The following is a 25782-nucleotide window of genomic DNA, read 5'->3' on the forward strand; positions in this document are numbered from 1 at the left end:
TACGTCGGTGGGGGCGCCCCTTCTTGAAAAGGGGCGCCCCCACCGACGTATCCGAAGAAGCTAGTCCGCGTCCTCGCTGTCGATTCCCAGGCCCGGGAGCAGGCCCGGGAGCAGGGGCGGCAGCGTCACGTCCGGCTCTGCCGGTGGGGTGTTCCTGCCGGACGGGGAGGCGCTGGTTTCGTCCTCGGGCGGGTCCAGGAGGCCGCCGGTGTTGCCGCCGAGCAGGCCGTCGTCCTGGGTCTTGGACGTGGACGGCTTGGGGTTGCCGCTGCTGGAGCCGGTGCCGTCCGACGAGCCGCCGCCGGTGGCGCTGGGCGCGGCCGGACGGTCCGTACGGGACGAGTCGGTGGCGTCCGAGCTCGCGCCGCGGTGGCGGCCGGTGCCCTCCGGGGAGGGCGGCTGCGGGAGCAGCGAGCGCAGCGGCTCGACCTCTTCGTCTATGGCGTCGAAGACCGAGCTGACCTGGCGGCTGACGTCGCCGAGCTGCACGGGCAGCCGGTCGCGCAGGGCACCCCAGGCGTCGCGGTGCGACTGGGAGAAGGCGGAGAGGGTCTGGATGGGGCCCAGGGAGTCCGGGTCCCGCTCATAGGCCTCGTGCAGCAGGCGGTGGCCCTCGGAGGCGTCGTGCTGCATGCCGGACAGCGCGCGCCGGATCTCGCCCAGGGACTCGTGGTCGAGGGGCCCCGAGCGGCCGCGCTCCATCAGGCGGCGCGCCTCGCTCAGCCGGGTGGAGGCCTGGTCGAGGTAGAGCCGGCCGCGGTCGCCCTCGCCGTCGGCCATGCCCAGCTTGAGGTCCTCCATGCCGCGCTTGAGCCCGTAGAGCGAATCACCGGGCAGGGCGTCGGAACTGGCAGCGGCGACACCGCTGAAGGCTCCGGCGGCCACACCCACGGTGAGCCCGCCCGCGGCAAGCCCCTTCGACAGCCGGGAACGCGGTCGCAACTTCCCAAGACCGGTCGCCCGGTGCGCGCCCCGGCCCCGGTGGGAACGCTGCTCGGGCACCGAAGGGTCCGCCGCCCCGCCTCCCGCGGCCGTGCCCTCCTGGAGCATGGCCTCCATCGCGGCCACCAGCTGGGCCCGCTGGACGACCTTGACCTCGGGGTCCAGCTCCGGTTTGGGCAGTTCGCCGAGGCCGGTCGCCAGGGACAGCATCCGGCCCTGCTCGGGCCGGTCCACGGCGGCCGGAGCAGGGCCTTCGGACTGCTCGGCCGCCGTGCCCCGGTCGGGCTGCTCTTCCAGGGCCTGGGCGAAGGCGTTCGCCCGCCGGTGCGCCGATACGTTCGCGATCACTGGCGGCACCTCCTCTCGTCATCACGGTCGACTCCCCAGGGGGTCCTGAGGGTTGCACACCCCGATCACGACCACTCGATCGAGTGATCGAAGTCGGCCAGGGTATGACCACAGGGAGCCTGTATCCCGCACAACGAGCGGCTCGGCACTTGGGTTACGGACGACGGATGATCGGACCGCGAAGTCAACGGACTTTCACGGACGGTGAGTTGGGCATCGCTGAGCGTATGGAGTCATACGGAGTCGTACGGAGAGGGGGCGGGGCAGGGCCCGCCGTGTACGGGGTCTCAGCGGGCGTCTTCCGGGAGGAGCCGGGCCAGTGTGCGCACCGCCCGGTACTGGAGGGTCTTGATCGCGCCCTCGTTCTTGCCCATCACGCGGGCGGTCTCGGCGACCGAGAGGCCCTGGAGGAAGCGCAGGGTCACGCACTCCTGCTGCTGCGGGTTGAGGCGGCGGACGGCATCCAGCAGCGCCGCGTTCGAGAGGGACTCCAGGACGGAGTCCTCGGGGGAGCGCTCGACCTCGTTGGCGTCGAGCATCTCGCCGGTGGTCACTTCGAGCCGGAAGCGGCTCGACTTGAAGTGGTCCGCGACGAGGTTGCGGGCGATGGTGACGAGCCAGGCGCCGAAGTCACGGCCCTGCCAGGTGAACGTGCCGATGCGGCGCAGGGCGCGCAGGAACGTCTCGCTTGTGAGGTCTTCCGCGGTCGCCTTCCCGCCGACGCGGTAATAGATATAGCGGTACACAGTGTCGCTGTACTGGTCGTAGAGCCGGCCGAAGGCTTCGGCCTCACCGGCCTGTGCGCGCTCCACGAGGTCCATCATCCGGGCGCTGTCACTGTCTGCGGCCGGGCGGCGTGCGGTGGTGGCCGACGCGCTCGAACGACCTCGTCTGCCCACCGCCGCGCTGCCGTCGGCCAGTGCGTAGCACGGGCCGACGGGCGCGGCGGAGACAGCGAGGGCGGGGACGGCGTACGCGGTGGGGACGAAGCCGCGCAGGCGGTCGATGACCGTTGCGCGCAGCGTAGCCAGGCCCGAGGCGTCAACCCCGACGTGTGGGTACACGGGACTCCCAGAGGCAGAGCTTCCATCACGTGCAGTACCGGACCGTTCACCCGTCGTAGCGAAGAGTGGGGCCCGTCATGCGTCTGAGGAGAATAACGCTTCGTACAGGCAGTGCTACACCCAGTTGCTCAAATCATCGATTACGTCGCTTCTGTTACCGAACGACGCCTCATCAAGTGCCGGAGAGTGACCGGTTGTTGATCGAATGATTCCGCGTTCCGTCTGAGTCCGGGGCGTGTTGTGGCCGGGTGCCGTTAACGGGACTGGCGGGGGCTCCGCGCGGGTAGGACAGCCGGATTGCCCGTGTCCCTGTGGGACGCGGGGAACTGTGCGACCGGCCACGGCCGACCCGCACTGTCGTACGGACTCCTACCGCGGAGCGCTCAGCGGCGGCGGCGGTGCAGGGCGATCGCGGCCGCCGTGCCGCCCGCGACCGCGCCGACGCCGGCCGCCGCGGGAATGCCGACCTTCGCCGCCTTGCGGCCCGTGCGGTAGTCGCGCAGCCGCCAGTCGAGCTTGCGGGCGTGCTTGCGCAGCTTGGCGTCCGGGTTGATCGCGTACGGGTGCCCGACCAGCGAGAGCATCGGGATGTCGTTGTGGGAGTCGCTGTACGCGGCGCAGCGGCCGAGGTCCAGGCACTCCGCCGCGGCCAGGGCGCGTACCGCCTCCGCCTTCGCGGGGCCGTGCAGCGGTTCGCCGACGAGCTTGCCGGTGTAGACGCCGTCGACCGACTCGGCGACCGTGCCGAGCGCGCCGGTCAGGCCCAGGCGGCGGGCGATGACCGTGGCGATCTCGACAGGGGCGGCTGTGACCAGCCACACCTTCTGGCCCGCGTCCAGGTGGGCCTCGGCGAGTGCGCGGGTGCCGGGCCAGATGCGCTCGGCCATGTACTCGTCGTAGATCTCCTCGCCGATCGACATCAGCTCGGAGACGCGGTGGCCCTTCACGATGGACAGCGCCGAGTCGCGGGCGTCCTGCATGTGCTCGGGGTCCTCGACGCCGGCCAGCCGGAACCAGGCCTGCTGCCAGGCGAACCGGTAGAGGTCGCGGGTCTCGAAGAACTTCCGCTTGTAGAGGCCGCGGCCGAAGTGGAACAGCGCGGCGCCCTGCATCACGGTGTTGTCGAGGTCGAAGAACGCGGCGGCCTTGTCGTCACCGACCACCGGGAACTCCGGTTCGGTGCCTTCGGGCGCGGCTTCGTGCGCCAGCTCCTCCAACTCCTGGGAGGACTTGCGCGCTGCCTCAGCCGAGGCCTCGCCTGCCAGCACGCTCCGCGCGGTGGCGGAGCGCCTACGGGGGGTGAGCCATCCGAGAGCGGCCATGGCGTGAGCATAGCCAGTTTGTTCGGTGGTTCCGGAGTCGGGAGGTTTGGAGGCTGTGAACTCTCCGCGACGCATTGTTAAAGAGCTCATCCCCTTGGATCGCTCTTCCGGTCGCTTCGCGGGGTGGTCGTGCTTTGGCTGCGGGGCGGTGGGGGCTTGTCGCGCAGTTCCCCGCGCCCCTGACGGGGCGCTGTTGGCGGCGCGGGAGAATGGATTGTATGAGTCCCATTTTTCGGCGTGGTGAGCGTCGGGCGGAGAGCAAGGTGGCGCGGGAGCGGTTGGTCACACTGATCGGGAAGCCCGACTGTCACTTGTGCGAAGACGCACAGGAAGTCGTGGAGAAGGTCTGTGGTGATCTCGGTGTCCGCTGGGAGAAGAAGGACATCACCCAGGACGAGGAACTGCACCGCGAGTACTGGGAACAGATCCCGGTGGTGCTGGTGGACGGGGCCCAGCACACGTTCTGGCGGGTCGACGAGGAGCGGCTGCGCAGGGCGCTCAAGGCGTAGCCAATGGGACGGAGTAATGGAACCGTGGCCTGACCGAGGCGTCCAAGTGGGCCGGAAAGTCACTTAGGATCGAGGGCGGTTCGGACTCGGGGGCGGGGATCGTAGAGGAGAGTGTGCGGTTTTGCCCCCAACATGTGAGGAACGAAGGTGCGCGTGCGCCGGTTCCGTACGGGTGCGCCGGGGGTGCGTGACCCCGGTCACGTTGGCCGGGCAAATCGGACACCATCTTTGTGCACGCGTTCACAAAGACATAGCCTGCATTCGACGGGGCGGTCTAGGTACGTGCGACCGCCTGAAGCCCCGCGCTACCCGCAGGAGCACCGTGGCAACTGGCCGAACTCACCGACCGGCGACCCGCAGCCGAGGGATTCCCGAGGCCACCGTCGCCAGGCTTCCGCTGTACCTCCGAGCCCTCACCGCTCTGTCGGAGCGCTCGGTACCCACGGTCTCCTCCGAGGAGCTCGCGGCCGCGGCGGGGGTCAACTCCGCCAAGCTGCGCAAGGACTTCTCGTACCTCGGGTCGTACGGGACGCGCGGTGTGGGCTACGACGTCGAGTACCTCGTCTACCAGATCTCCCGCGAGCTCGGTCTCACCCAGGACTGGCCGGTCGTGATCGTCGGTATCGGTAACCTCGGCGCGGCCCTGGCCAACTACGGCGGATTCGCCTCGCGCGGGTTCCGGGTCGCGGCGCTGATCGACGCCGATCCCGAGATGGCCGGCAAGCCCGTCGCCGGGATCCCCGTGCAGCACACCGACGAGCTGGAAAAGATCATCGACGACAACGGTGTGTCGATCGGTGTCATCGCCACTCCCGCCGGTGCCGCCCAGCAGGTCTGCGACCGGCTCGTCGCCGCCGGTGTGACCTCCATCCTGAACTTCGCGCCGACCGTGCTGACCGTCCCGGACGGCGTCGACGTACGCAAGGTCGATCTCTCCATCGAGCTGCAGATCCTCGCCTTCCACGAGCAGCGCAAGGCCGGCGAGGAGGCCGAGGCGCAGGCCGGGGCCGCGATGGAGGCGGAGGCCGAGGCGGCCGCCGCGGCCAAGGAGGCCGGGAAAGGGCCCGACGGGGATGTCCCCGCCGTGATGCCGGCATGAGTCTTCTTGTCGTCGGACTGAGCCACCGCAGCGCTCCGGTCAGCGTCCTGGAACGGGCCGCGCTGTCCGCGGACGCCCAGATCAAGCTGCTCCAGGACACGGTCGCCGCCGAGCCGGCCGCCGAGGCCGCGGTGCTCGCCACCTGCAACCGGATCGAGCTCTACGCCGACGTGGACAAGTTCCACGCGGGCGTCGCCGAGCTCTCCACGCTGCTCGCGCAGCACAGCGGGGTCGGGCTGGACGAGCTCACTCCCTATCTGTACGTGCACTACGAGGACCGGGCCGTCCACCACTTCTTCTCGGTGGCCTGCGGGCTCGACTCGATGGTCGTCGGCGAGGGACAGATCCTCGGCCAGATCAAGGACGCCCTCGCCACCGCGCAGGAACTGCACACGGCCGGGCGGCTGCTGAACGACCTCTTCCAGCAGGCGCTGCGGGTCGGCAAGCGCGCCCACTCCGAGACCGGCATCGACCGGGCCGGGCAGTCCCTGGTGACCTTCGGCCTGGAGCAGCTGTCGTCCGGCGCCCCGGTCGACGCCTGGCTCAAGGGCAAGCGGGCCCTGGTGATCGGCGCGGGCTCCATGTCCTCGCTCGCCGCGGCGACGCTCGCGCGCGCCGGGGTGGCCGAGCTGGTCGTCGCCAACCGGACGTTCGACCGGGCGGAGCGCCTCGCGGCCCTGCTCGCCGAGCAGTACGGACAGCGCCCGGCGGACCAGGACGACCTGGACGTGCTGGCCCGCGCGGTACCGATGGAGTCGGTGCCGGACGAGCTGACACGTGCCGATGTCGTCGTGTCCTGCACCGGCGCGACCGGACTCGTACTGACGGCGGACCTCGTGGCCGAGGCCGTCGAGGGGCGCACGGGTGCGCCCGCCGTGGAACGCGCCGCCGACTCCGACTCCGTACGGTCCGGTCTTCCGCCCACCAGCGTGGGCAGCGAGGACGGCTGTCCGCTCGACCTGTCCGCCGTGCAGGGTGCCGCCGTGCAGGGCTCCACCGGCTTCTCCGTCATGGGGGAGGCCGCTGTGGCCGGCATGGACGCGGCCACCCTGGAACAGCACGCCGCCTGGGTCGACAACGGGACCGTCGACCGTCGCGAGGGCCGCCGTACGCCCGAGATCGACACCGTCGCCGTCGCCGCCCTCGCCGCCGCCGCGGCCACCCTCGGGCGGGTGCCCGAGCGGCGTCGGCCCGAGCCCGTCGCCGAGGTGCCCCGGCCGCTGCCCGTACTCTCCCTGCTCGACCTCGCCATGCCCCGCGACATCGACGCGGCCGTGCACCGGCTGCTCGGGGTGCGGCTGGTGGACATCGAGTCCCTCGCCGAGGCCTCCGCGGACGCCCCGATGGCCGCCGACGTGGACCAGGTGCGACGGATCGTCTCCGACGAGGTCGCCGCCTTCGACGCCGCTCAGCGGGCCGCGCACATCACGCCCACCGTCGTGGCGCTGCGCGCCATGGCCGCCGACGTCGTGGCGAGCGAGATCGCCCGGCTCGACGGCCGGCTGCCCGGCCTCGACGACAAGCAGCGCGGCGAGATCACCCAGACCGTGCGACGCGTCGTGGACAAGCTCCTGCACGCGCCGACCGTACGGGTCAAGCAACTGGCCGCCGAGCCCGGCGGTGCCGGGTACGCGGACGCGCTGCGGACCCTGTTCGACCTGGAGCCCGAGACGGTCGCCGCCGTCTCCCGGGCAGATGACGACAGCCGGGATCACAGCAGCGCCGCTCTTGGCGGTCTGGACTTCGGCCGCGAGAACTTTGACAGCAACAATTTCGAGAGCGCCGAGAACCGAGGGCGAGCATGAATGGGCAAGCACTGAGACTGGGGACCAGGCGGAGCAAACTCGCCATGGCCCAGTCCCGGCAGGTGGCGGATGCCGTGAGCCAGGTGACCGGGCGATCCGTCGAGCTTGTGGAGATCACGACCTACGGGGACACGTCCCGCGAGCAGCTCGCGCAGATCGGCGGCACGGGGGTCTTCGTGACCGCCCTGCGCGACGCGCTCCTGAGCGGTGAGGTCGACTTCGCCGTCCACTCCCTCAAGGACCTGCCGACCGCGCAGCCCGACGATCTGGTGCTGGCCGCGATCCCGGTGCGCGAGGACCCGCGCGATGTCCTGATCGCCCGCGACGGGCGCACCTTCGCGCAACTGCCCGACGGGGCGCGGCTCGGAACCGGCTCGCCGCGTCGCATGGCCCAGCTGAACGCGTACGCCCGGGACCACGGGATGACCATAGAGACCGTTCCGATCCGTGGGAACGTCGATACGCGGATCGGGTACGTGCGGAGTGGTGAGCTGGATGGTGTGGTGCTCGCTGCGGCTGGACTGAAGCGGATGGGACGGGTCGGGGACGTCACCGACTTCCTGCCTGTCGACACAATTTTGCCCGCCCCCGGCCAGGGGGCCCTCGCGATCGAGTGTGCCGCGGACAACGCGGACCTCGTCGCAGCGCTCGCCGAGCTCGACGACCCGTTCACCCGGGCCGCCGTGACCGCCGAGCGGTCCCTGCTCGCCGCCCTGGAGGCCGGCTGCAGTGCACCTGTGGGTGCGCTCGCCGACCTTCTGGCCGACGGGCAGATTGTCAAGGAAATGCGCCTGCGCGGCGTCGTCGGCACGACCGACGGCTCGACGCTGGTGCAGTTGTCCACCACCGGTCCCGTGCCCGAGACACATGACCAAGCAATGGCGCTCGGCCGTGAACTCGCCGCCGAGATGCTTGCCAAGGGCGCGGCCGGTCTGATGGGGGAGCGAGCACATTGAGCCCCACCACCCTTCCCGCCGGCCTCGAACACGGGCACGTCACCTTCCTCGGTGCCGGACCCGGGGATCCGGGACTGCTGACTCTGCGCGCCGTCGAGGCGCTGGCGAACGCGGATGTCCTGGTCGCCGAACCCGAAGTGATCGACGTCGTCCGCACGCACGCCAGACGAAACGTCACCGTGCTCGACACCGATTCGGGCCCGAGCCCGGACACGCCTCAGCTAACGGTAGTTGACGGTGCGTCAACCACCTCTGGCGTCCCCGCGTCGAAGGACGCGGCCAATATTGTCATGGAGGCCGCGAGGGGTGGCAGGCGGGTCGTCCGTGCCGTCTCCGGTGACCCCGGACTTGACGCGTATGCCGCCGAGGAGATGCTCGCCTGCGCTGCCGCGGGTGTGCCCTTCGAGGTCGTTCCCGGTGTCGCCGCCGCGGTCGGTGTGCCTGCTTACGCGGGTGTGCCGTTGCGGGACGCCCAGGGGGCGGACGTGCGGTTCGTGGACGCCCGTACCGCGTCCGGGCGTTGCTGGACCGAGGTCGGGGCGTCGGACGGGACCGTTGTCGTCTCGGCGACCCTTGATTCTGTGGGTGCCGCTGCGGGGGAGCTTGTCGCCGCGGGGCGTAAGCCCGATACGCCTATGACGGTTACGGTCGCCGGTACTACTACTCGGCAGCGGACCTGGGTCGCGACGCTCGGGACCATCGCGCAGACGCTCAAGCAGGCCAAGGTGCTGCCCTCGCCCGATGGCGGGCGGCCGGTGATAGCCGTGGTCGGTGAGCGTTCCGCCGCCGCCCAGCGCGACCAGTTGTCGTGGTTCGAGTCCAAGCCGCTGTTCGGCTGGAAGGTGCTCGTGCCGCGTACCAAGGAGCAGGCGGCTTCGCTCTCCGACCAGCTGCGGTCGTACGGGGCCGTTCCGCACGAGGTGCCGACGATCGCCGTCGAGCCGCCGCGGACGCCTCAGCAGATGGAGCGGGCCGTGAAGGGGCTCGTGACCGGGCGGTACGAGTGGATCGCCTTCACGTCGGTGAACGCGGTCAAGGCCGTGCGGGAGAAGTTCGAGGAGTACGGGCTTGATGCGCGTGCTTTTGCGGGGATCAAGGTTGCCGCTGTGGGGGAGCAGACCGCCAAGGCGTTGGTCGCCTTTGGTGTGAAGCCGGATCTGGTGCCCAGTGGGGAGCAGTCGGCTGCTGGGTTGTTGGAGGACTGGCCTCCTTATGATCCTGTTTTTGATCCGATCGATCGGGTGTTTCTGCCTCGGGCCGATATCGCTACGGAGACGTTGGTGGCTGGGCTCATTGAGTTGGGCTGGGAGGTTGATGACGTCACTGCCTATCGGACCGTGCGAGCCTCGCCTCCGCCTGCGGAGACTCGGGAGGCGATCAAGGGGGGTGGGTTCGATGCCGTTCTCTTTACGTCGTCCTCGACGGTGCGGAATCTCGTGGGTATTGCCGGGAAGCCTCACAACGTGACCGTCATTGCCTGTATCGGGCCTGCCACGGCGAAGACCGCCGAGGAGCATGGGCTGCGGGTCGATGTCATGGCTCCGGAGCCGTCTGTGCATCGGCTGGCCGAGGCGTTGGCGGACTTCGGGCTTCGTCGGCGGGCTGCGGCGCTTGAGGCCGGGGATCCTGTTACTCGGCCCAGTGAGCGGCGGCCGGGGTCTCGGCGGCGGCGTTCTACGTAGCGGCGCGTTCGCCTTGCGGTCCGTGGCGCGTTGGTCTTGGGGCGCGCGCGGGCCGTGCCGGGGTCTTGGGGCGCGGGCCGTGCCGGTACGTCGAGCCCGCCGCGTGCCGGGTGTACGGCCGTGGGTTTTAAGGGTTCTGCTTGCATGAGGAGCCCTATGCGGCGGGCTTTCGACGTACCGGCACGGCCCGCTCCCGTGTGTTCTTGGCTGCGGGTGCGGGCGGGTGGTCGTTTTATGCCGCTGGGGGCACCGCGTGGCCGTAGCGGAGCAGGTTGGCCGGGTCGTGGGTGGCCTTGGTGCGTTGTAGGTGCTTGTAGGCCTCTGGGGTCCAGGCTCGGGCTCGGTCTGCTTCTGTGCCGGGGGTGCCGTGGATGTTGACCATGGTGAGGCCCGTGCCGTAGGGGGTCATTGCTTGTTGTAGGGCTGTTGTGGCTTCTTCTACTGCTTCTGCGGTTTTTGGGTCGGGCAGGATTGCTACCGATTCCAGGAAGTACGTGGCGTCGCGGGCGCAGACCGCGTCCGGTGTGGGGGCCGGGCGGGACAGTGCGCCGCCCATGTGGCGGAGTTCGACCAGGAGGAGGGGGCAGTCCGTGGCTGTCGGGCCCACCTGGTCGAGGAACGTCTGGATGGCCTCGGGGGTGAGGTCGTGGAGCAGGGCGCATGATTCGCGGGCGGGGAGTGGGTCCTCGGGTTCCGCGTAGATCTGGTCCACCGCCGTGTAGTCCATCGGAGCGATGGTGTCGATCACCGGTGGTGCGGCTGCGCGTATGGGGGTCAGGAGGGGTTCGCCCTCTGTTGGGTCGCCTGTCCAGGCGACCGCTGTTCGGGACCAGAAGCCGCCTCGCAGGGGCTCCGGGATCTGGGGGAGCGGTGGGAGGCGTAGCAGGCTGAATGCCGTGCACATCTCCGGGGGGAGCGTGGGGGTCCAGGCCGCGTACGCGTTGAGGAGGGCCTCCGCGTCCGTGCCCGCGCAGTAGATCGCGCCGCCGAGGATGCGGGTGAGCGGGATCAGCTCGGTCACCAATGAGGTCACGATGCCTACGTTGCCCTTGCCGCCGCGCAGGGCCCGGAACAGGTCGGGCTCGTGGGTCGCGTCCGTTTCGTGCAGGACTCCGTCCGGGGTCACCACCTGGAAGGAGCGGACCAGGTCGGACGCGTAGCCGTAGGTCCGGCCCAGGACCGGCAGGCCGCCGCCCAGCGTGTAGCCGATCACACCCACGTCGGTCGAGGAGCCGTTGAGTGCGGCCAGGCCGTGAGGTGCGGCCGCCTCCAGGACGTCTCGCCATTTCGCTCCGGCGGACACCGTCGCTGTGCGTTCGGCCGGGTCGATCCGTACGTCGGTCATGCGGCTGGTGTTGATCAGCAGGCCGTCGTCGATCGGGAAGTTCGCGCCGTGGCCCGTCGCCTGGACCGAGACGGGGGTGCCTGTCGCGGTCGCCCAGCGGAGTGCCGCGACGATGTCGTCCGTTCCCGTTGCCCCGATCACGATGTCCGGTGCGTGGCGCTGCGACAGGTTGAAGCCCGTGACCTCTGCCGTGTACGCCTCGTCGTCGGGTCTCAGGACCGGGCCCCGGATCTCCGAGAGGGCGAACAGGTTGGGGGTGGGGGTGTGCGCGGTCGTCATCGCGTCCTCCTGCCCAGAGAGGCCGTCGGGTCCTTGTCCCACCAGCTTGGACCCGGGGTGCCCCTGGCGCATGTGGGGGAGGGGCGGAGGGGCCTGTGGCGCCGACCGGGCGTCGGCAAAGGGAGGTCCGGGGCGGGCGTAGCTTAGGTGTATGACGACGTACGGATCCTTTCCCGGCAGTCGGCCGCGGCGGCTGCGGACCACCCCCGTGATGCGGCGCATGGTCGCCGAGACCCGGCTGCATCCCGCTGACTTCATCCTCCCCGCGTTCGTGCGTGAGGGAGTGGCCGAACCTGTGCCTATTGCAGCGATGCCTGGCGTTGTGCAGCACACGCGGGACAGTCTGAAGAAGGCTGCCGCGGAGGCCGTGGCGGCCGGGATCTCCGGGATCATGCTGTTCGGTGTTCCGGAGGAGTCGAAGAAGGACGCTGTGGGGACGCCGGGGACCGATCCTGACGGGATTCTGCAGGTCGCCCTTCGGGATGTGCGGGCCGAGGTCGGCGACGAGCTGTTGGTGATGTCCGATCTGTGTCTTGATGAGACCACTGATCATGGACATTGTGGGGTGTTGGACGGTCAGGGGCGCGTTGACAACGATGCGACCCTGGAGCGGTATGCCGAGATGGCTCAGGTGCAGGCCGATGCCGGGGCCCATGTGGTGGGGCCCAGCGGGATGATGGACGGCCAGATCGGCGTCGTGCGTGATGCTCTTGATCAGATCGGGCGCGAGGACGTGGCGATTCTGGCGTACACCGTCAAGTACTCCTCCGCCTTCTTCGGGCCCTTCCGGGAAGCCGTCGGCTCGTCGTTGAAGGGCGACCGGAAGACCTATCAGCAGGATCCCGCCAATGCGCGTGAGTCCCTGCGGGAGCTGGCCCTCGATCTGGAGGAAGGGGCCGACATGGTGATGGTCAAGCCGGCCGGCCCGTACCTCGACATCCTCGCGCGGGTCGCGGATGCCGTGGAAGTGCCTGTGGCTGCCTACCAGATCTCCGGTGAGTACTCGATGGTCGAAGCCGCCGCCGAGAAGGGGTGGATCGACCGGGATCAGGCGATCCTGGAGACGCTCACCGGGATCAAGCGGGCCGGCGCCCAGAACATCCTCACGTACTGGGCGACCGAGGTGGCGCAGAAGCTGCGCTGAGCCCCTTCCCTACCAGGTGAGGGCGTCCGCCATCGTCTGCTGCCAGTACGTGACGGAGATCGAGTCGTCCACGTACACGCCCTTGGCGGGCAGCGACGGCTTCGACGCGGCTCCCGAGTCCTTGTTCAGGTAGACCTCCAGCGACTTGGCCGTGTAGCCGTTGGAGCCGCTGCCGTCCGCCGCCGAGAGGCGCACGCCCGCGTAACTCGACTCGCCCGGGGCCAGCGTGACCACCGCCTGCGGCTTGGAGTCCTCGAAGACCGGCGGGACCGACTGCGCCTCGCCGAAGCGGACGGCCGGGTAGCCGATCACGTTGCAGTTCTTCGAGCCGGTGTTGGTGACGGTGAGGAGAAGGTGGTTCAGGGGGCGGGAGACCACCGTGGCCGTCATGCGGGTGTTGGCGGCGGTGCAGGGCGTGCGGGTGGGGCCGGAGTCCTGCGAGTCCGACGACTTCGACGAGTCCGATGAGCCCTTCGAGCCCGTCGAGTTCTGCGCGCCCTTCCCGTCCTTGGGCTTGGAGTTCGAGTCCGACGAGGACGCCGCCTGCCCCGCGCCCGTGGTCGTCTCCTTGTTCTTCTGCGACTCGGACGTCGGCGTGGACGAGGGCTGGGACGTGGCGCCCGCCGACGCGCCCTCGTCGCGTACGCCCTCTCCGTTGTTGCAGGCCGTCAGTGTCAGCGTGGCGACGGCGAGCGCTGCGGCGGCGAGGACACGGGTGCGGGTGGTGCGAGCGGACATGGGTGATCCCCCTGATGCGGTACGGGCCTTGGTGCAGGCCGCTCGACCGAGTGACGGGAGCGGCGTGCTTGGATGGCCCAAGCTTGTGCGGCGACCTGTCCCGGCCGCCACACCTGCCGGGATTTCCGGGACGCCGGAACGCCCGTAATGGCTCTGACCTGGGGGAACGACCTTCCCCTGGAACGTCGATCCGGGACATGGAAGAGGGAGGAACGGTGGCGGGGGACGAGTTCTCGGAGCTCTTGGGACAGTTGAAGGAGCGGTCCGGGCTCAGTTACGGGGTGCTCGGGAAGCGGCTTCACACGAGTACGTCCACGCTTCACCGGTACGTCAACGGGGATGCCGTGCCGACGGACTACGCGCCCGTGGAGCGGTTCGCCCGCGCCTGCAAGGCCTCCCCCGAGGAACTGGTGGAGCTGCATCGGCGGTGGGTCCTCGCGGATGCGCGGCGGGGGCAGAAGACGGGGGAGGGGCCTGGAGAGGGGGCCGCCCGGGGGTCTGCGGTGGGGTCGGGTGCGGGTTCGGTGGCGGGGGCTGTTGAGTCCGCTTCGGGCGGTGACCCGGCTTTGGCTTCGGACTCGCCCGCTGCTTGGGGGCCGGCTGCCGGGTCGGAGTCGTCTGCGGATGTGCCCGGCGGGGGCGATGTTCTCGGCTCAGGGTCCGAGGGCGAGCGTGCCGGGGCGTCGGACGCGCCCCGCGTGCGGCGGCGTACCGTCGTGCTCGCTGGTGCCGCCGTGGCCGCCGCGGTCGTGTCGGCCGCCCTCGTGGTGAATCTCGTGCCGGGCAAGAGCGACGACGGTGAGGGCAGGAAGCGGTCCGTGGGGGCCGCCGCCAAGACCGTCGACGAAAGTCCCGGGGCCAGTGCGTCCGGTGACGCGAAGGGCAGGTCCGCCTCGCCGTCCGCCTCGCGCAGCGGTACTCCGACCGCGTCCTCCTCCGCCTCCCGGAGCGCCGGGGCCGGGGCCGGGGCCGCGCAGGACTCCGGGGCCAAGGAGAGTGCCTCCGCGCCGACCGTCGCCGTCAACCCGTACAAGTGGGAGAACCCGTGCAGTCAGCACTACCTCGTCGACCGGAAGCCCGAGCAGGTGCCTCCGCCGCCGAGTGAGTCGGACGCGCGCGGGTGGGTCAGCGCGCTCGGCGGGGTCGCCGGCGGGCAGCAGATGCTCGCGCTGACCGTGCAGGGCACCGGGAAGGCCACCGTCGTCCTGGAGGAGCTGCACGTGCGGGTCGTGGAGAAGAGCGCGCCGCTCGCCTGGAACGACTACGAGATGGGCGTCGGGTGCGGTGGCGGGGTGGAGACGACGTCGTTCGCCGTGAATCTGGACGCGGGACGGCCCGCGACCTCGCCCAAGGCCGGGCAGCGCGACTTCCCGTACAAGGTGAGCGAGTCCGACCCCGAGGTCTTCTACATCTTCGCGGACGCCCGGGCGCACAACGTGAGCTGGTACCTGGAGCTCGACTGGTCCAGCGGGACCAAGCAGGGCACCGTACGCGTCGACAACAAGGGGCAGCCCTTCCGGACCAGCGGGAACGTGGGGCGGCCCGCGTACAACTACCCGCTCGGCGACTCCGAATGGGGGCGGAACGAGTACGAGCCCGATATTCCGGGCTGAGTGTCTCTCCGTTGCCGGCCGTGCGGTCGGCGGAACCCGGCGGACCCGATTCGCACAGTCGATCTGCCGGTCGGGGCACCATCAAGTCACCCCGAGAGTTAGGTTGTTGCTCGCTCGATGACGCGACTCTCCAGGGAGAGGCCCTATGCCCGGTGACGCTCTCAGTCAGGACCCCGCAGAGCTGAGAAGGAGGATCGACACCACCAGGGCACACCCGGCACGTGTCTACGACGTCTTCCTCGGGGGCAAGGACAACTACGACGTCGACCGGGCCGCTGCCGCCGCCGCGCTCGCGGCCAACCCGCGCGGCTACCTGGACGTCCGGCACAACCGCGACTTCCTGCGCCGGGCCGTGAACACGCTGACGGGCGAAGAGGGCATCCGGCAGTACCTGGACATCGGCACGGGGCTGCCGACCCAGGAGAACGTCCACCAGATCGCCCAGCGCCTCGCCCCCGACTCCCGGGTCGTGTACGTCGACAACGACCCGGTCGTCCTCGCCCACGCGCGCGCCCTGCTCACCAGCGGGCCCGAGGGCCTGACCGACTACATCGACGCCGACCTGGAGAACCCGGCCCAGATCCTCGAAGCGGCCGGCAAGACCCTCGACTTCGACCGGCCGGTCGCCCTCGCGCTCGTGGCGATCCTGCACTTCGTCGAGGACGAGAAGGCCTACCCGATCGTGCGCGAGCTGATCGACGCCCTGCCCTCGGGCAGCCGGCTCGTGCTCAGCCATCTCACCGAGGACCTCAACCCCGAGACCATCCGCGCGGTCCAGCGGACGTACACCGAGCGCGGGTTCACGTTCGTGCTGCGTTCGAAGGCGGAGGTCGAGCGGTTCCTCACCGAGAACGGCCTGGAGGTCGACGAGCCCGGCGTGGTCCCCGCCCACCACTGGCGGCCCGACAACGCGGCGCCCGTCCCCGAGCAGCCCGAGCCCGGCTACTTCGAGGGCCTCGACGACATCGAGAAGGTCAGGTACCGCGACATCAACGACGTGACGGACGCGGACATCAACGTGTACGCGGTCACGGGGCGCAAGCCCTGACGGTCGCAAGCCGCGAGCCCTGAGTCCTCAGGCCGGCCCGGAGTTCCGGGCCGACCGCAGCCCGGCTCAGTCCCACCAGAACGTCCAGGAGCGTGCGCCGAGCACCTCGTGCCCGGCGTACGCCCGCAGGGAGCCGTGGCCGCTCTGCTCGATGTTGTCCGGGCAGAACGCGTAGTGCTCGGCGGCGACCGCCTCCGCCTCGGCCGGGGTCCGGGGCGGGGCCGCGACGGAGACGACCAGTTGGTCGTACGTCATCGCCACGATCCGTATCCCGAATCGGTCCTCCCAGGAGCGGAGCACCGCGCACAGCGGTGCCACGTCCTCCGTGTGGTTGACCGGGCCGCACCAGCCGAGGGCCGCCGGGATGTCCGCGCTGCGGCGGGCCGGCACGAGGGCGATGTGCGCCCGCTCCAGCCAACTGCCGCCGCCGGTGAGGGAGTCGGCGACCTCGGCCGCCCGCTCGTCCGGGTCGGCGTCCGGCGGGCCCGCCGCGGCGAGGCCCGGCCAGTCGGCGTCCTCCGACTCGGCCCCGCACTCCTCCCAGAGGTCCGCCAGCACCTCCTCCGCGTCGTGGTCGCCCGGATACGACGCGAGGTCGGGGTCCAACTCCCACTTGTCCGGGTGGGGTTCGCTGTCCGTGTCGGCGCCGAGCAGCACCGGGTGCAGGCCCGCCGTGCGGCGCGCGGACGCCAGCCGAAGCCAGTCGCCCGGCGCCGCCGGGGCGTCGGCCCGCCACAGCAGCGGTTCGTCCCAGGGGCCGTCGACCGTCGTGTCGAGCAGCGTCCCGGGCGGGAGGTCGAGACCGAGCGAGCGGCCGGTCGGGTCGGCCGCCAGCGTCGGCAGCTGGTTCGGAAGAGTCGCCATGCAGGTGACTTTAGGGCCCGGCACTGACAATGCCCGCGGGGGTCGCGTCGGCCCTGGTCGGCAGTGCGCGGTCCCTTCGCGGCAGCCCTGTTGCGGGGGCCGTCAGCCGGTGCCGAACCACGTCTCGGCGAGCGCGTCCAGCGTCGGCTCCGGAGGCTTGGGCAGCGTGCTCAGATAGTCGGGCAGATTGCTGTAGACGTGCAGCAGCGTGTACGCCATGAGCGTGTGCGGGTCGATCGGCGGGCACCCGTAGGCGTCGTAGAACCGCTTCAGCAGCCGGGGGTCCCCGCACGAGATGAACAGCCCGACGCTCACGAAGTCGTACGCCGGATCGCCGATCATCGCCGGCTCGAAGTCGAACAGGCCCGTCAGGCGCCAGCCGTTCGGGTCCACGGTCAGATGCTGGCGCATGAACTCCGTGTGCAGCAGTACGCGCCGGGCCGGAGGGGCCAGCGGCACCGAGCTCAGGAACCACGGGATCTGCTCCAGCCAGGTGTCCGACAGACCGGCCTCGCGCTGCTGTTCCACCGCGGTCGCCCGCTGCGCGTCGACGAACAGGCCCCAGTCGGACGGGCCGACGGAACTCGCGATCGGCGCCGGGTTCAGTGAGTGCAGCGCCGCGAGGGTCTCGCCGGCCTCCGTGACGATACGGTCCTGCTCCGCGGCCGGAATCCGCGGCCACGCGTCGGAGAGGCTCTCGCCGGGCAGCCGGGACATCAGGACGAACGACCAGCCGTTCTTGTACGCCCCCGCCGAGTACACCTGCGGGGTCGGAACCGGCAGCCTGCCGTACACATGGCTCAGTACCCGCTCCTCGCGCCTGGCGTCGATCTCCTCGAAGGCGGGGAACAGCTTGACGACGTGCGCGGCGCCGACGGAGTAGACGGGCAGCGAACCCTCGATGAAGCGGATCAGAGGCTTCACGGTCACCCCGAGGCGCTCGCACAGGTCCATGACGGCGGGCCGCAACAGGGCCTCGTCGCGGACCATGTCGTCCAGCTCCTCGCCGGTCTCAACGAGTGGCAGCACGGGTCAACACCATCCAGACGGCCGGGGTGACGGAGAAGGGCAGTGCAGTGCTCATTGGGCTCCCAGTGCGGTCCAACAGGGCTCTGGATTCCCCGGAGTTGGGGGGTTTGCGCCCCGCAGCATCGCATACTCCGGGGTGCGCCCGAGCACCTCAACCTTTGGCCTTCACTCGTACGGATTGCCAGGTCAGGGCGGGGAGGGGCCACTGGCATATGCGGGCCTCCGTCGCCGCACGGGTCACCTCTATCGCGGGCGTCTGCCTGTCGTGTACGCCTTCAACTTCCTTCACCCGAACGGGGGAAGCAGCCGGGCCGGTTGTCGTATGTGCCGAGACCCGGGCGCGGCCCCGTGGTGAGGGGCCGCACCCGGGTCTCGGGTCGGTGCCGGTGATGCTCGGAGGTCGCCCTCGCCCTCGTCAGAGGCGGTCGGGCGTCCTGATGCCGAGCAGGGCCATGCCCTGGTGGAGCGTGCGGGCCGTCAGGTCGACGAGGAACAGCCTGTTCTCGACGACCTCCTTCGGGTTCTCGTCGCTCAGCACATGGCACTGGTCGTAGAACGTCGTCAGGTGCGACGCCAGCTGGTACAGGTACGAGGCCAGCTTGTGCGGCTCGTACCCCGACGCCACGTCCAGGAGCAGCTCGCCGAACTGGTCCAGGTGCAGACCCAGCGCGCGCTCCGCCGGGGCCAGTCCGAGCTCCGGGTGGGCCAGCGGACGCGCGTCCCCGGCCTTGCGGAGGATCGACTGGATACGGGCGTACGCGTACTGGAGGTACACGCTCGTGTCGCCGTTCAGCGACACCATCTGGTCCAGGTCGAACTTGTAGTCCCGGACGGCCGACGTGGACAGGTCCGCGTACTTCACGGCGCCGATCCCGACGTACCGGCCGTTCTCGACGATCTCGTCCTCGGTCAGGCCCACCTTCTCGGCCTTCTCGCGGACCACCGCCGTGGCACGGTCGATCGCCTCGTCGAGCAGGTCGACCAGCCGGATCGTCTCGCCCTCACGGGTCTTGAACGGCTTGCCGTCCTTGCCCAGCACCGTGCCGAACGCCAGCTGCTCCGCCTTCGCGGCGCCGTTCAGCCAGCCCGCCCTGCGTGCCGTCTCGAAGACCATCTTGAAGTGCAGGGACTGCCGGGCGTCGACCACGTAGATCAGGTTGCTCGCCTTCAGGTCGAAGACGCGGTTCCTGATCGCGGAGAGGTCCGTCGCCGCGTAGCCGTAGCCGCCGTCCGACTTCTTCACGATCAGCGGGACCGGGTTGCCGTCCGGACCCTTGACGTCGTCGAAGAACACGCACAGGGCGCCCTCGGACCACACCGCCACGCCGGCCTCTTCGAGGAGGCGGCACGTCTCGTCCAGCATGTCGTTGTAGCCCGACTCGCCGACGATGTCCGCGTCCTGGATCTCCATGTCCAGCTTCTCGAAGACCGAGAAGAAGTAGATCTTCGACTCGTCCACGAACTTCTGCCAGGTGGCCAGGGTGTGCGGGTCGCCCGCCTGGAGGTCGACCACCCTGCGCCGGGCCCGCGTCTTGAACTCCTCGTCGGAGTCGAAGTGCGTGCGCGCGGCCTTGTAGAGGCGGTTGAGGTTCGACATCGCCTCCTCGCCCGTCACGGCGCCGTCCTCGGCGGCCTCGTGGTCCAGCTCGTGCGGGTGCTCGTCCAGATACTGGATGAGCATGCCGAACTGGGTGCCCCAGTCGCCGATGTGGTGCCGCCTGACGACGGTCTCGCCGACGAACTCCAGGATCTGGACGACCGCGTCGCCGATCACCGCGGAGCGGAGGTGGCCTACGTGCATCTCCTTCGCCACGTTCGGCTGGGCGTAGTCGATGACCGTCGTGCCCGGGTTCTCCAGGAACGGGACGCCGAGGCGGTCCGCCGGGTCCGTGGCGCGCGCCGCGAGGTTCTCCGTGATCGCCCGGTCCGTGATCGTGATGTTCAGGAAGCCGGGGCCCGAGACCTCGATGTCCTTGATCACGTCACCCTTGACGATCCGGTCGACGACCTGGGTCGCGAGGTCCCTCGGGTTGGCCTTCGCCTTCTTCGCCAGGGCGAGGATTCCGTTGGCCTGGTAGTCCGCCCTGTCGCTGCGTCGCAGCAGCGGGTCCGCGGGCGCGGTCTCCGGCAGGGCTGCCGTGAGCGCGTCCGCCAGGCGCTGGTGGACGTGGGCGGTGAGGGACGTGACCGAGGCCATGGGGTGGGTGCCGTTCTCCTCGTGGGTACGGGTGGATCCGTCCAGTATCCCATGGGGGTAAAGCGAGTTTCCGCCCCCGCCGCCCCTACCCGTCCCGTCCCTGGGGGCTCCGCCCCCAGACCCCCGTATCGCGCTGAACGCGCTCGTCCTCAAACGCCGGACGGGCTGAAATCAGCCCCTCCGGCGTTTGAGGAGCGGGGGTTCGGGGGCCGGCCCCCGGGACGGGAACGGGAAGGGGCGGCGGGGGCGGTGAAAAGCCGTTTTCGTGGATGCGGGCCTAGCTGGGAGAATGGGGCGGTCAGCCGTGCGAAACGTACCGCCGGCCAAAGACACCTCCTGAGGAAAGAAGGACGTGCCGATCGTGGCTCAGAGCACCGAGACCACCGACTGGGTCTCCCGTTACGCGGATGAGGTCATCGAGGAGTCGGAGCGTCGGGCCCCGGGCAAACCGGTCGTCGTCGCGTCCGGACTGTCCCCGTCCGGGCCCATCCACCTCGGGAATCTCAGGGAGGTCATGACCCCGCACCTCGTCGCCGACGAGATCCGCCGCCGGGGCCACGAGGTCAGGCACCTCATCTCCTGGGACGACTACGACCGGTATCGGAAGGTGCCGAACGGCGTCGTGGGTGTCGATGACTCCTGGGCCGAGCACATCGGCAGGCCCCTCACCGCCGTCCCCGCCCCGAAGGGCTCCCCGTACGCGAGCTGGGCCGAGCACTTCAAGGCCGCCATGGTCGAGGCCCTCGGCGAGCTGGGCGTCGAGTTCGACGGCATCAGCCAGACCGAGCAGTACACCTCCGGCACGTATCGCGAGCAGATCCTGCACGCGATGAAGCACCGCGGTGACATCGACGCGATCCTTGATCAGTACCGGACCAAGAAGGCCCCGGCCAAGAAGCAGTCGCAGAAGCCCCTCGACGAGGCCGAGCTCGAAGCCGCCGAGGGGTCGGGCGCGGCGGCCGACGACGACGGCACCGGCTCCGCCGGGTACTTCCCGTACAAGCCCTACTGCGGCGACTGCGGCAAGGACCTCACCACCGTCACGGCCTACGACGACGACACCACCGAGCTGACGTACACCTGCACCGCGTGCGACTTCTCGGAGACCGTCCGGCTCAGCGAGTTCAACCGCGGCAAGCTGGTCTGGAAGGTCGACTGGCCGATGCGCTGGGCGTACGAGGGTGTTGTCTTCGAGCCCTCCGGCGTCGACCACTCCTCGCCCGGGTCCAGCTTCCAGGTCGGCGGACAGATCGTCGGGAGCATCTTCGGCGGCAAGCAGCCCATCGGGCCGATGTACGCCTTCGTGGGCATCTCCGGCATGGCGAAGATGTCCTCCTCCAAGGGAGGCGTCCCCACACCCGGTGACGCGCTGAAGATCATGGAGCCGCAGATCCTCCGCTGGCTCTACGCCCGCCGCCGTCCCAACCAGTCCTTCAAGATCGCCTTCGACCAGGAGATCCAGCGGCTCTACGACGAGTGGGACAAGCTGGAGGGCAAGGTCGCCGACGGCTCCGCCCTGCCGGCCGACGTCGCCGCGCACTCGCGTGCTGTCGGCACCGCCGCGGGCGAGCTCCCGAAGACGCCCCGCCCGATGGCGTACCGCACGCTCGCCTCCGTCGCCGACATCACCGCCGGCGCCGAGGACCAGACCCTGCGCATCCTCAGCGAACTCGACCCCGCCGACCCGCTCTCGTCCCTCGACGAGGTCCGCCCGCGGCTCGACAGGGCCGAGGCCTGGATCAACACCCAGGTCCCCGCCGACCAGCGCACGGTCGTCCGCAAGGAGGCCGACACCGAGCTCATCAAGTCCCTCGACGACCAGGGCCGCGCCTCGCTGCGGCTCCTCCTCGACGGCCTCGACTCGCACTGGTCGCTCGACGGACTCACGCACCTCGTGTACGGAGTCCCGAAGGTCCAGGCCGGCTTCTCCGCCGACGCCACGCCCAAGGAGCTCCCGGCGGAGATCAAGGTCGCCCAGCGCACCTTCTTCGCCCTGCTCTACCACCTGCTGGTCGGCCGCGACACCGGCCCCCGCCTGCCCACCCTGCTCCTCGCCGTGGGCCAGGAGCGGGTGAGGAAGCTGCTCGGCGAGTAGCCGTACGAGGTCCGTACGAGGTCTTGCGACGAGCAGTACGAGGTCTTACGACGATGGGGGCGCCCGGAGAATCTCCGGGCGCCCCCATCCACGTACACACGCAGGTCGTTACGCGATGTGGTCCTCTTCCAGTTCCATCGTGTGGCGGTTGGTGAAGCGGGTCACCAGGCGCTTCGCCTCCGGCTCCGGGAGGGTCACGCGGAACTCCGCCTCGACGTTGTCACCGAACTCGCGCGGAGTCGGGTAACTGCCGTTTATCGACTGCTTGAAGACCTGGTAGAACGACTCCTCGTCCGGCTCCGGGGCAGGCGTGCCGCCGCCCTCGCCGAGCTGGCGGGTGCGGTTCGGGCCCGACGGGATGGGGAACGTGCCGGTGTCCTCGGGAGAGGGCTCACGCTCCTCGTACTCCTGAAGCACCTGCCCCTGCCCGTTCTGGTACGCCTGACGCTGCTCGGCCTCGTACTGGGCCTGCTGGGCCTCGTACTGGGCCCACATCTGGTCCGGCGCGTACGAGGGGTCGTAGCCGCCCTCGTAGACGATCTCCTGCTGCGGGGGAGCGAACCACGGGCTCGACTCCGGCTCCTCCTCCAGGTACTCCGGCTGCTCCTGCTGCCCGCGCCGGTCCTGCTGCTCCTGGACCGGGTAGCCGTCGGCGTCCAGGTCCTGGCGGCGCTGGTCGTCCCGGGGCGCTCCCGGGCCCACCTGGGGCGGTACGGCGGCCTGCGGCACCTCCACGCGCTCCAGCTCCGTCTGCTGCCGGGGTGCCGGAGGCAGCAGGGCGGGCTCGATGCCCGCCGCGGCCAGGCCCGAAGGGGCCGTCTCCGCCAGGGGCACGCCGTAACGCGCCAGCCGCAGCGGCATCAGGGACTCGACCGGGGCCTTGCGGCGCCAGGCGCGGCCGAAGCGCGAACGCAGCCGGGCCTGGTATACGAGACGCTCCTGCTCCAGCTTGATGACCTGCTCGTAGGAGCGCAGCTCCCACAGCTTCATCCGGCGCCAGAGGAGGAACGTGGGGAGCGGGGACAGCAGCCAGCGGGTGAGGCGCACGCCCTCCATGTGCTTGTCGGCCGTGATGTCCGCGATCCGGCCGATCGCGTGACGGGCCGCCTCCACGGAGACCACGAACAGGATCGGGATCACACCGTGCATCCCGACGCCCAGCGGGTCCGGCCAGGCGGCGGCGCCGTTGAAGGCGATCGTCGCCGCCGTCAGCAGCCACGCGGTCTGGCGCAGCAGCGGGAACGGGATCCTGATCCAGGTCAGGAGCAGATCGAGCGCGAGCAGGACACATATTCCCGCGTCGATACCGATCGGGAAGACGTAGCTGAACTTCCCGAAGCCCTTCTGGAGGGCGAGTTCGCGCACCGCGGCGTACGAACCGGCGAAGCCGATCCCGGCGATGACGACGGCTCCGAAGACGACCACCCCGATGAGAATCCGGTGCGTCTTCGTGAGCTGCATAGGCGCGGACACCCGTACTCCCCTCCCATGACGACCTGTTGCGCGCAACAGAGTGGCACATGTGTACGGGCTCCGGGCGCGCAGTACGGCACCGGCCCGGCCCCCACGGAGGCCGGGCCGGTGCAAATGTCCTGGTCCGGCCGCGAGTTGGGCAGCGGCCGGATTTCCGGAACGGCCGTCAGTCCTTCTTCGTGGCCGACTTGCTCGGGCTCTTGCTCGTGCCCGAGTCCTTGCCGAGGTCCGAGCCCTGGCCCGCACTCTTGCTCGCGCTCTTGCTCGGGCTGGGGCTCTTGCTCGGCGCCGTGCTGCCGCCGGCCGAGGAGCCGCCGCCGGCCCCGTTCGCCGTCCGGACCGCCTCCACGGCCTCCTTGGCGGCCTTCTCGGCCGCCTTCGTCAGATCGGCCACCTTCGGGGCCTTGTCGCCCGCCAGACCCGCGCCGTTGTAGTCGATCGTCACGACGACGTTCTCGACCCGCGTCACGACCGTCTGCTGCTTGAAGGTGCCTTCCTTCTTCTTCAGGTCGTACGTCACCAGCGTCGCCTCGTTGCCCATCCCCGTCAGGGGCTGCGACTTGGTGTTCTTCGCGTCCGTCACCGAGCGGGCGTCCTCGGCGTGCTTGGTGAAGTACTCCGAGGCCAGCTTCTCGCCCGTACCGCGGGTCGCGTCCGACTCGAAACGCAGCAGCGACACGTTCAGCCAGCGGAACTGCGAACCGTCCACGCCGTTGTTGTCCAGGCTGTTCCAGGAGCAGTTGCCGCGCGTCGCCGCGTCGCCCGACTTGCCCTCCTTGCTGGACTTGGTGCCCTTCGGGACCATTTCCTTCAACGTCTTCGACGAGAACACCTTGCAGGGCTCCGGAAGCTTCGCGTACGCGGCCTCCTTCACCACCGAACCGGCCTCCGTCGCGGACGACGACGCCGAGGCGCCGGAGTCCTTCTTCGCGTCGTCGCCGGAGCCGTCGCCGGAGTCCGAGGAGCAGCCGGAGGCGACGAGCATCATCGGGACGGCGGCCGCCCCGACAAGGATGCGGGTGAGTCGCTGGCGCTGTGCGGGTCGGTGCATGGTTCCTTCACTCGTAGACGCTCGGGTGTGCGTGCGAACGGCCGCGTCCTCGGCCGGCCGCACTCGGTCGGGTCCGAGGGGCCACGGTACGCCGAACGGACACGGGTGACTCGGGTTCCGCCCAGCCCGAAACCCCTCCCGGGAGCCCCTAGTCGTTGAACGTCCCGGCGAGCTGACCCGCCAGTTTCCGCGCTCTGTCCTGCATGTCCTTGCTGCTCGGGACGTCGGTCGTGGTCGCCGGCTGCTCGTCGTACTGGATCGTCACGACCACGTTGGACGTGCGGAACACCACAGTCACCGTGCGCTGCCGGGAGCCGCTCAGCGCGTCGTCCAGGAACGCCTCGTCGCCCAGGTCGTCGAGCGTGCGGGGCTGGAGGTCCGAGGGGGTGGAGCCGTCGGAGGGGGTGGCGGAACCGCTCTCGTCGCCGCTGCCCGATCCCGACGCGCCGGAGCTCGGACCGGAACCGGAACTGTTCGAGGGGGACCCGCTCTCGTCGGGGGACGAGCCGGATGAATCGGGCGAATCCGGCGAATTCGACGACTCCGACGAGGCGACCGGCTCCGGAAGGTCCGCCGCCGTCTCCCGCGTCAGGTATATGTCCGTCGCGCGGTCGTCGTCGCTGACCGCGTTGTTGTACGAGACCACGCGCTCGAAGTCCACCAGCAGGTGATCCGTCGCCACCGTCGACTCCGCCTTCCAGCGGCAGCCGACCTTGCGGTCCGTGTCGTACGTGGGCGTCGCCGTGCCCTCGTACGCCTTCTCGCGCTGCTCCTCGTCCGTGACCTGCTTGATGCCCGGCAGCAGCGAGTCCAGCGTGCCGTGCGACACCGCGGCGCACGGCTCCGGGAGCGTGCGGTACTTGCCGGGCTGCGCCGCGGTCGGCGTCGTGGCCGACTCGCCCGGCTTCGGGTCGGTCGTGCCGTCGTCGCCCGATCCACCGGTGCAGCCGGCCAGCAGCACCGCGAGGAGCGCGGCGACGCCGGGTACGTGCGCCTTCGGCTGCACGGTGGGGCTCCTCTCGACGGGTCGCCGCGCTGGGCGCACGACCGGGGTGTCCTGTGGTTATGCGTTGGTTATTCAGTTGCCGCGCGGGGGCGGCCCCTGGAGACAATGTGTATCGCACGCACTGCCGTGGACGCCGGTCCGTTGTCCCAAACGTTGACCTTGGTGCCGGTTTT

General features: G+C 70.0%; 20 protein-coding genes. 9 read left to right on the forward strand and 11 right to left on the reverse strand.

The window, feature by feature from the left end:
• Positions 1–60: 60 nt before the first annotated feature.
• The 3 genes from QF035_RS29780 to QF035_RS29790 all read right to left on the reverse strand — a co-directional run bounded on the left by QF035_RS29780 (position 61) and on the right by QF035_RS29790 (position 3676).
• Positions 61–1290: a DUF5667 domain-containing protein gene (locus QF035_RS29780; RefSeq protein WP_307523586.1), complete on the reverse strand. Its 1230-nt coding sequence runs from the start codon at positions 1288–1290 to the stop codon at positions 61–63.
• A 287-nt stretch (positions 1291–1577) separates the two neighbouring features.
• Positions 1578–2354, reverse strand: coding sequence for an ECF subfamily RNA polymerase sigma factor, BldN family (locus QF035_RS29785; protein WP_055616602.1), 777 nt, complete (start codon positions 2352–2354; stop codon positions 1578–1580).
• 383 nt (positions 2355–2737) lie between these two features.
• Complete coding sequence (locus QF035_RS29790; protein WP_307523587.1) at positions 2738–3676, reverse strand: HAD family hydrolase; 939 nt, start codon at positions 3674–3676, stop codon at positions 2738–2740.
• A 218-nt stretch (positions 3677–3894) separates the two neighbouring features.
• Between QF035_RS29790 and QF035_RS29795 the strand changes: the two genes are divergently transcribed.
• The 5 genes from QF035_RS29795 to QF035_RS29815 all read left to right on the forward strand — a co-directional run bounded on the left by QF035_RS29795 (position 3895) and on the right by QF035_RS29815 (position 9727).
• On the forward strand, positions 3895–4185 hold the full coding sequence (locus QF035_RS29795; protein ID WP_373466747.1) for a glutaredoxin family protein: 291 nt from the start codon (positions 3895–3897) through the stop codon (positions 4183–4185).
• 322 nt (positions 4186–4507) lie between these two features.
• Complete coding sequence (locus QF035_RS29800) at positions 4508–5284, forward strand: redox-sensing transcriptional repressor Rex (protein ID WP_189844922.1); 777 nt, start codon at positions 4508–4510, stop codon at positions 5282–5284.
• On the forward strand, positions 5281–7089 hold the full coding sequence (locus QF035_RS29805) for a glutamyl-tRNA reductase (protein ID WP_307523589.1): 1809 nt from the start codon (positions 5281–5283) through the stop codon (positions 7087–7089). Before QF035_RS29800 ends, QF035_RS29805 begins: the two co-directional genes overlap by 4 nt.
• On the forward strand, positions 7086–8045 hold the full coding sequence (gene hemC / locus QF035_RS29810; RefSeq protein ID WP_307523590.1) for a hydroxymethylbilane synthase: 960 nt from the start codon (positions 7086–7088) through the stop codon (positions 8043–8045). Before QF035_RS29805 ends, hemC begins: the two co-directional genes overlap by 4 nt.
• A complete protein-coding gene (locus tag QF035_RS29815) occupies positions 8042–9727 on the forward strand; it encodes a bifunctional uroporphyrinogen-III C-methyltransferase/uroporphyrinogen-III synthase (RefSeq protein ID WP_307523591.1) in 1686 nt (561 codons plus the stop codon). The genes hemC and QF035_RS29815 overlap by 4 nt, the downstream gene beginning before the upstream one ends.
• A gap of 232 nt (positions 9728–9959) precedes the next feature.
• On the opposite strand, the gene QF035_RS29820 is transcribed toward QF035_RS29815, so the two are convergent.
• Positions 9960–11351: an FAD-binding oxidoreductase gene (locus QF035_RS29820; protein WP_307523592.1), complete on the reverse strand. Its 1392-nt coding sequence runs from the start codon at positions 11349–11351 to the stop codon at positions 9960–9962.
• 151 nt (positions 11352–11502) lie between these two features.
• Between QF035_RS29820 and hemB the strand changes: the two genes are divergently transcribed.
• A complete protein-coding gene (gene hemB / locus QF035_RS29825; RefSeq protein ID WP_307523593.1) occupies positions 11503–12495 on the forward strand; it encodes a porphobilinogen synthase in 993 nt (330 codons plus the stop codon).
• 9 nt (positions 12496–12504) lie between these two features.
• Here the strand turns inward: hemB and QF035_RS29830 are convergent, their stop codons facing one another.
• The gene (locus QF035_RS29830; RefSeq protein WP_307523594.1) at positions 12505–13233 is read right to left on the reverse strand and encodes a DUF4232 domain-containing protein; all 729 of its coding nucleotides are present in this window, start codon (positions 13231–13233) and stop codon (positions 12505–12507) included.
• 197 nt (positions 13234–13430) lie between these two features.
• On the opposite strand from QF035_RS29830, the gene QF035_RS29835 reads away from it, so the two are divergent.
• Together QF035_RS29835 and QF035_RS29840 are read left to right on the forward strand one after the other, a co-directional pair.
• Positions 13431–14846: a helix-turn-helix domain-containing protein gene (locus QF035_RS29835; RefSeq protein WP_307523595.1), complete on the forward strand. Its 1416-nt coding sequence runs from the start codon at positions 13431–13433 to the stop codon at positions 14844–14846.
• A gap of 145 nt (positions 14847–14991) precedes the next feature.
• Positions 14992–15894, forward strand: a complete 903-nt coding sequence (locus tag QF035_RS29840) for an SAM-dependent methyltransferase (protein ID WP_307523596.1) — start codon at positions 14992–14994, stop codon at positions 15892–15894.
• Between the two features lie 66 nt (positions 15895–15960).
• Here the strand turns inward: QF035_RS29840 and QF035_RS29845 are convergent, their stop codons facing one another.
• The 3 genes from QF035_RS29845 to argS all read right to left on the reverse strand — a co-directional run bounded on the left by QF035_RS29845 (position 15961) and on the right by argS (position 19984).
• Positions 15961–16758, reverse strand: a complete 798-nt coding sequence (locus QF035_RS29845) for a DUF4253 domain-containing protein (RefSeq protein ID WP_307523597.1) — start codon at positions 16756–16758, stop codon at positions 15961–15963.
• A 102-nt stretch (positions 16759–16860) separates the two neighbouring features.
• Complete coding sequence (locus tag QF035_RS29850) at positions 16861–17787, reverse strand: phosphotransferase family protein (RefSeq protein WP_307523598.1); 927 nt, start codon at positions 17785–17787, stop codon at positions 16861–16863.
• Between the two features lie 415 nt (positions 17788–18202).
• Complete coding sequence (argS, locus tag QF035_RS29855) at positions 18203–19984, reverse strand: arginine--tRNA ligase (protein WP_307523599.1); 1782 nt, start codon at positions 19982–19984, stop codon at positions 18203–18205.
• Between the two features lie 352 nt (positions 19985–20336).
• Between argS and lysS the strand changes: the two genes are divergently transcribed.
• Positions 20337–22079 (forward strand): lysine--tRNA ligase, encoded by a 1743-nt coding sequence (gene lysS, locus QF035_RS29860; RefSeq protein WP_307523600.1) that lies wholly within the window; start codon positions 20337–20339, stop codon positions 22077–22079.
• A 108-nt stretch (positions 22080–22187) separates the two neighbouring features.
• Here the strand turns inward: lysS and QF035_RS29865 are convergent, their stop codons facing one another.
• The 3 genes from QF035_RS29865 to QF035_RS29875 all read right to left on the reverse strand — a co-directional run bounded on the left by QF035_RS29865 (position 22188) and on the right by QF035_RS29875 (position 25609).
• Positions 22188–23540 (reverse strand): DUF2637 domain-containing protein, encoded by a 1353-nt coding sequence (locus QF035_RS29865; RefSeq protein ID WP_307523601.1) that lies wholly within the window; start codon positions 23538–23540, stop codon positions 22188–22190.
• A gap of 178 nt (positions 23541–23718) precedes the next feature.
• Positions 23719–24603, reverse strand: coding sequence for a DUF3558 domain-containing protein (locus QF035_RS29870; protein WP_307523602.1), 885 nt, complete (start codon positions 24601–24603; stop codon positions 23719–23721).
• 148 nt (positions 24604–24751) lie between these two features.
• Positions 24752–25609: a DUF3558 domain-containing protein gene (locus tag QF035_RS29875; protein ID WP_307523603.1), complete on the reverse strand. Its 858-nt coding sequence runs from the start codon at positions 25607–25609 to the stop codon at positions 24752–24754.
• Positions 25610–25782 lie beyond the last annotated feature (173 nt).

It is taken from the genome of Streptomyces umbrinus, from assembly GCF_030817415.1.
In the GTDB taxonomy this organism is placed as follows: Bacteria; Actinomycetota; Actinomycetes; order Streptomycetales; family Streptomycetaceae; genus Streptomyces; species Streptomyces umbrinus_A.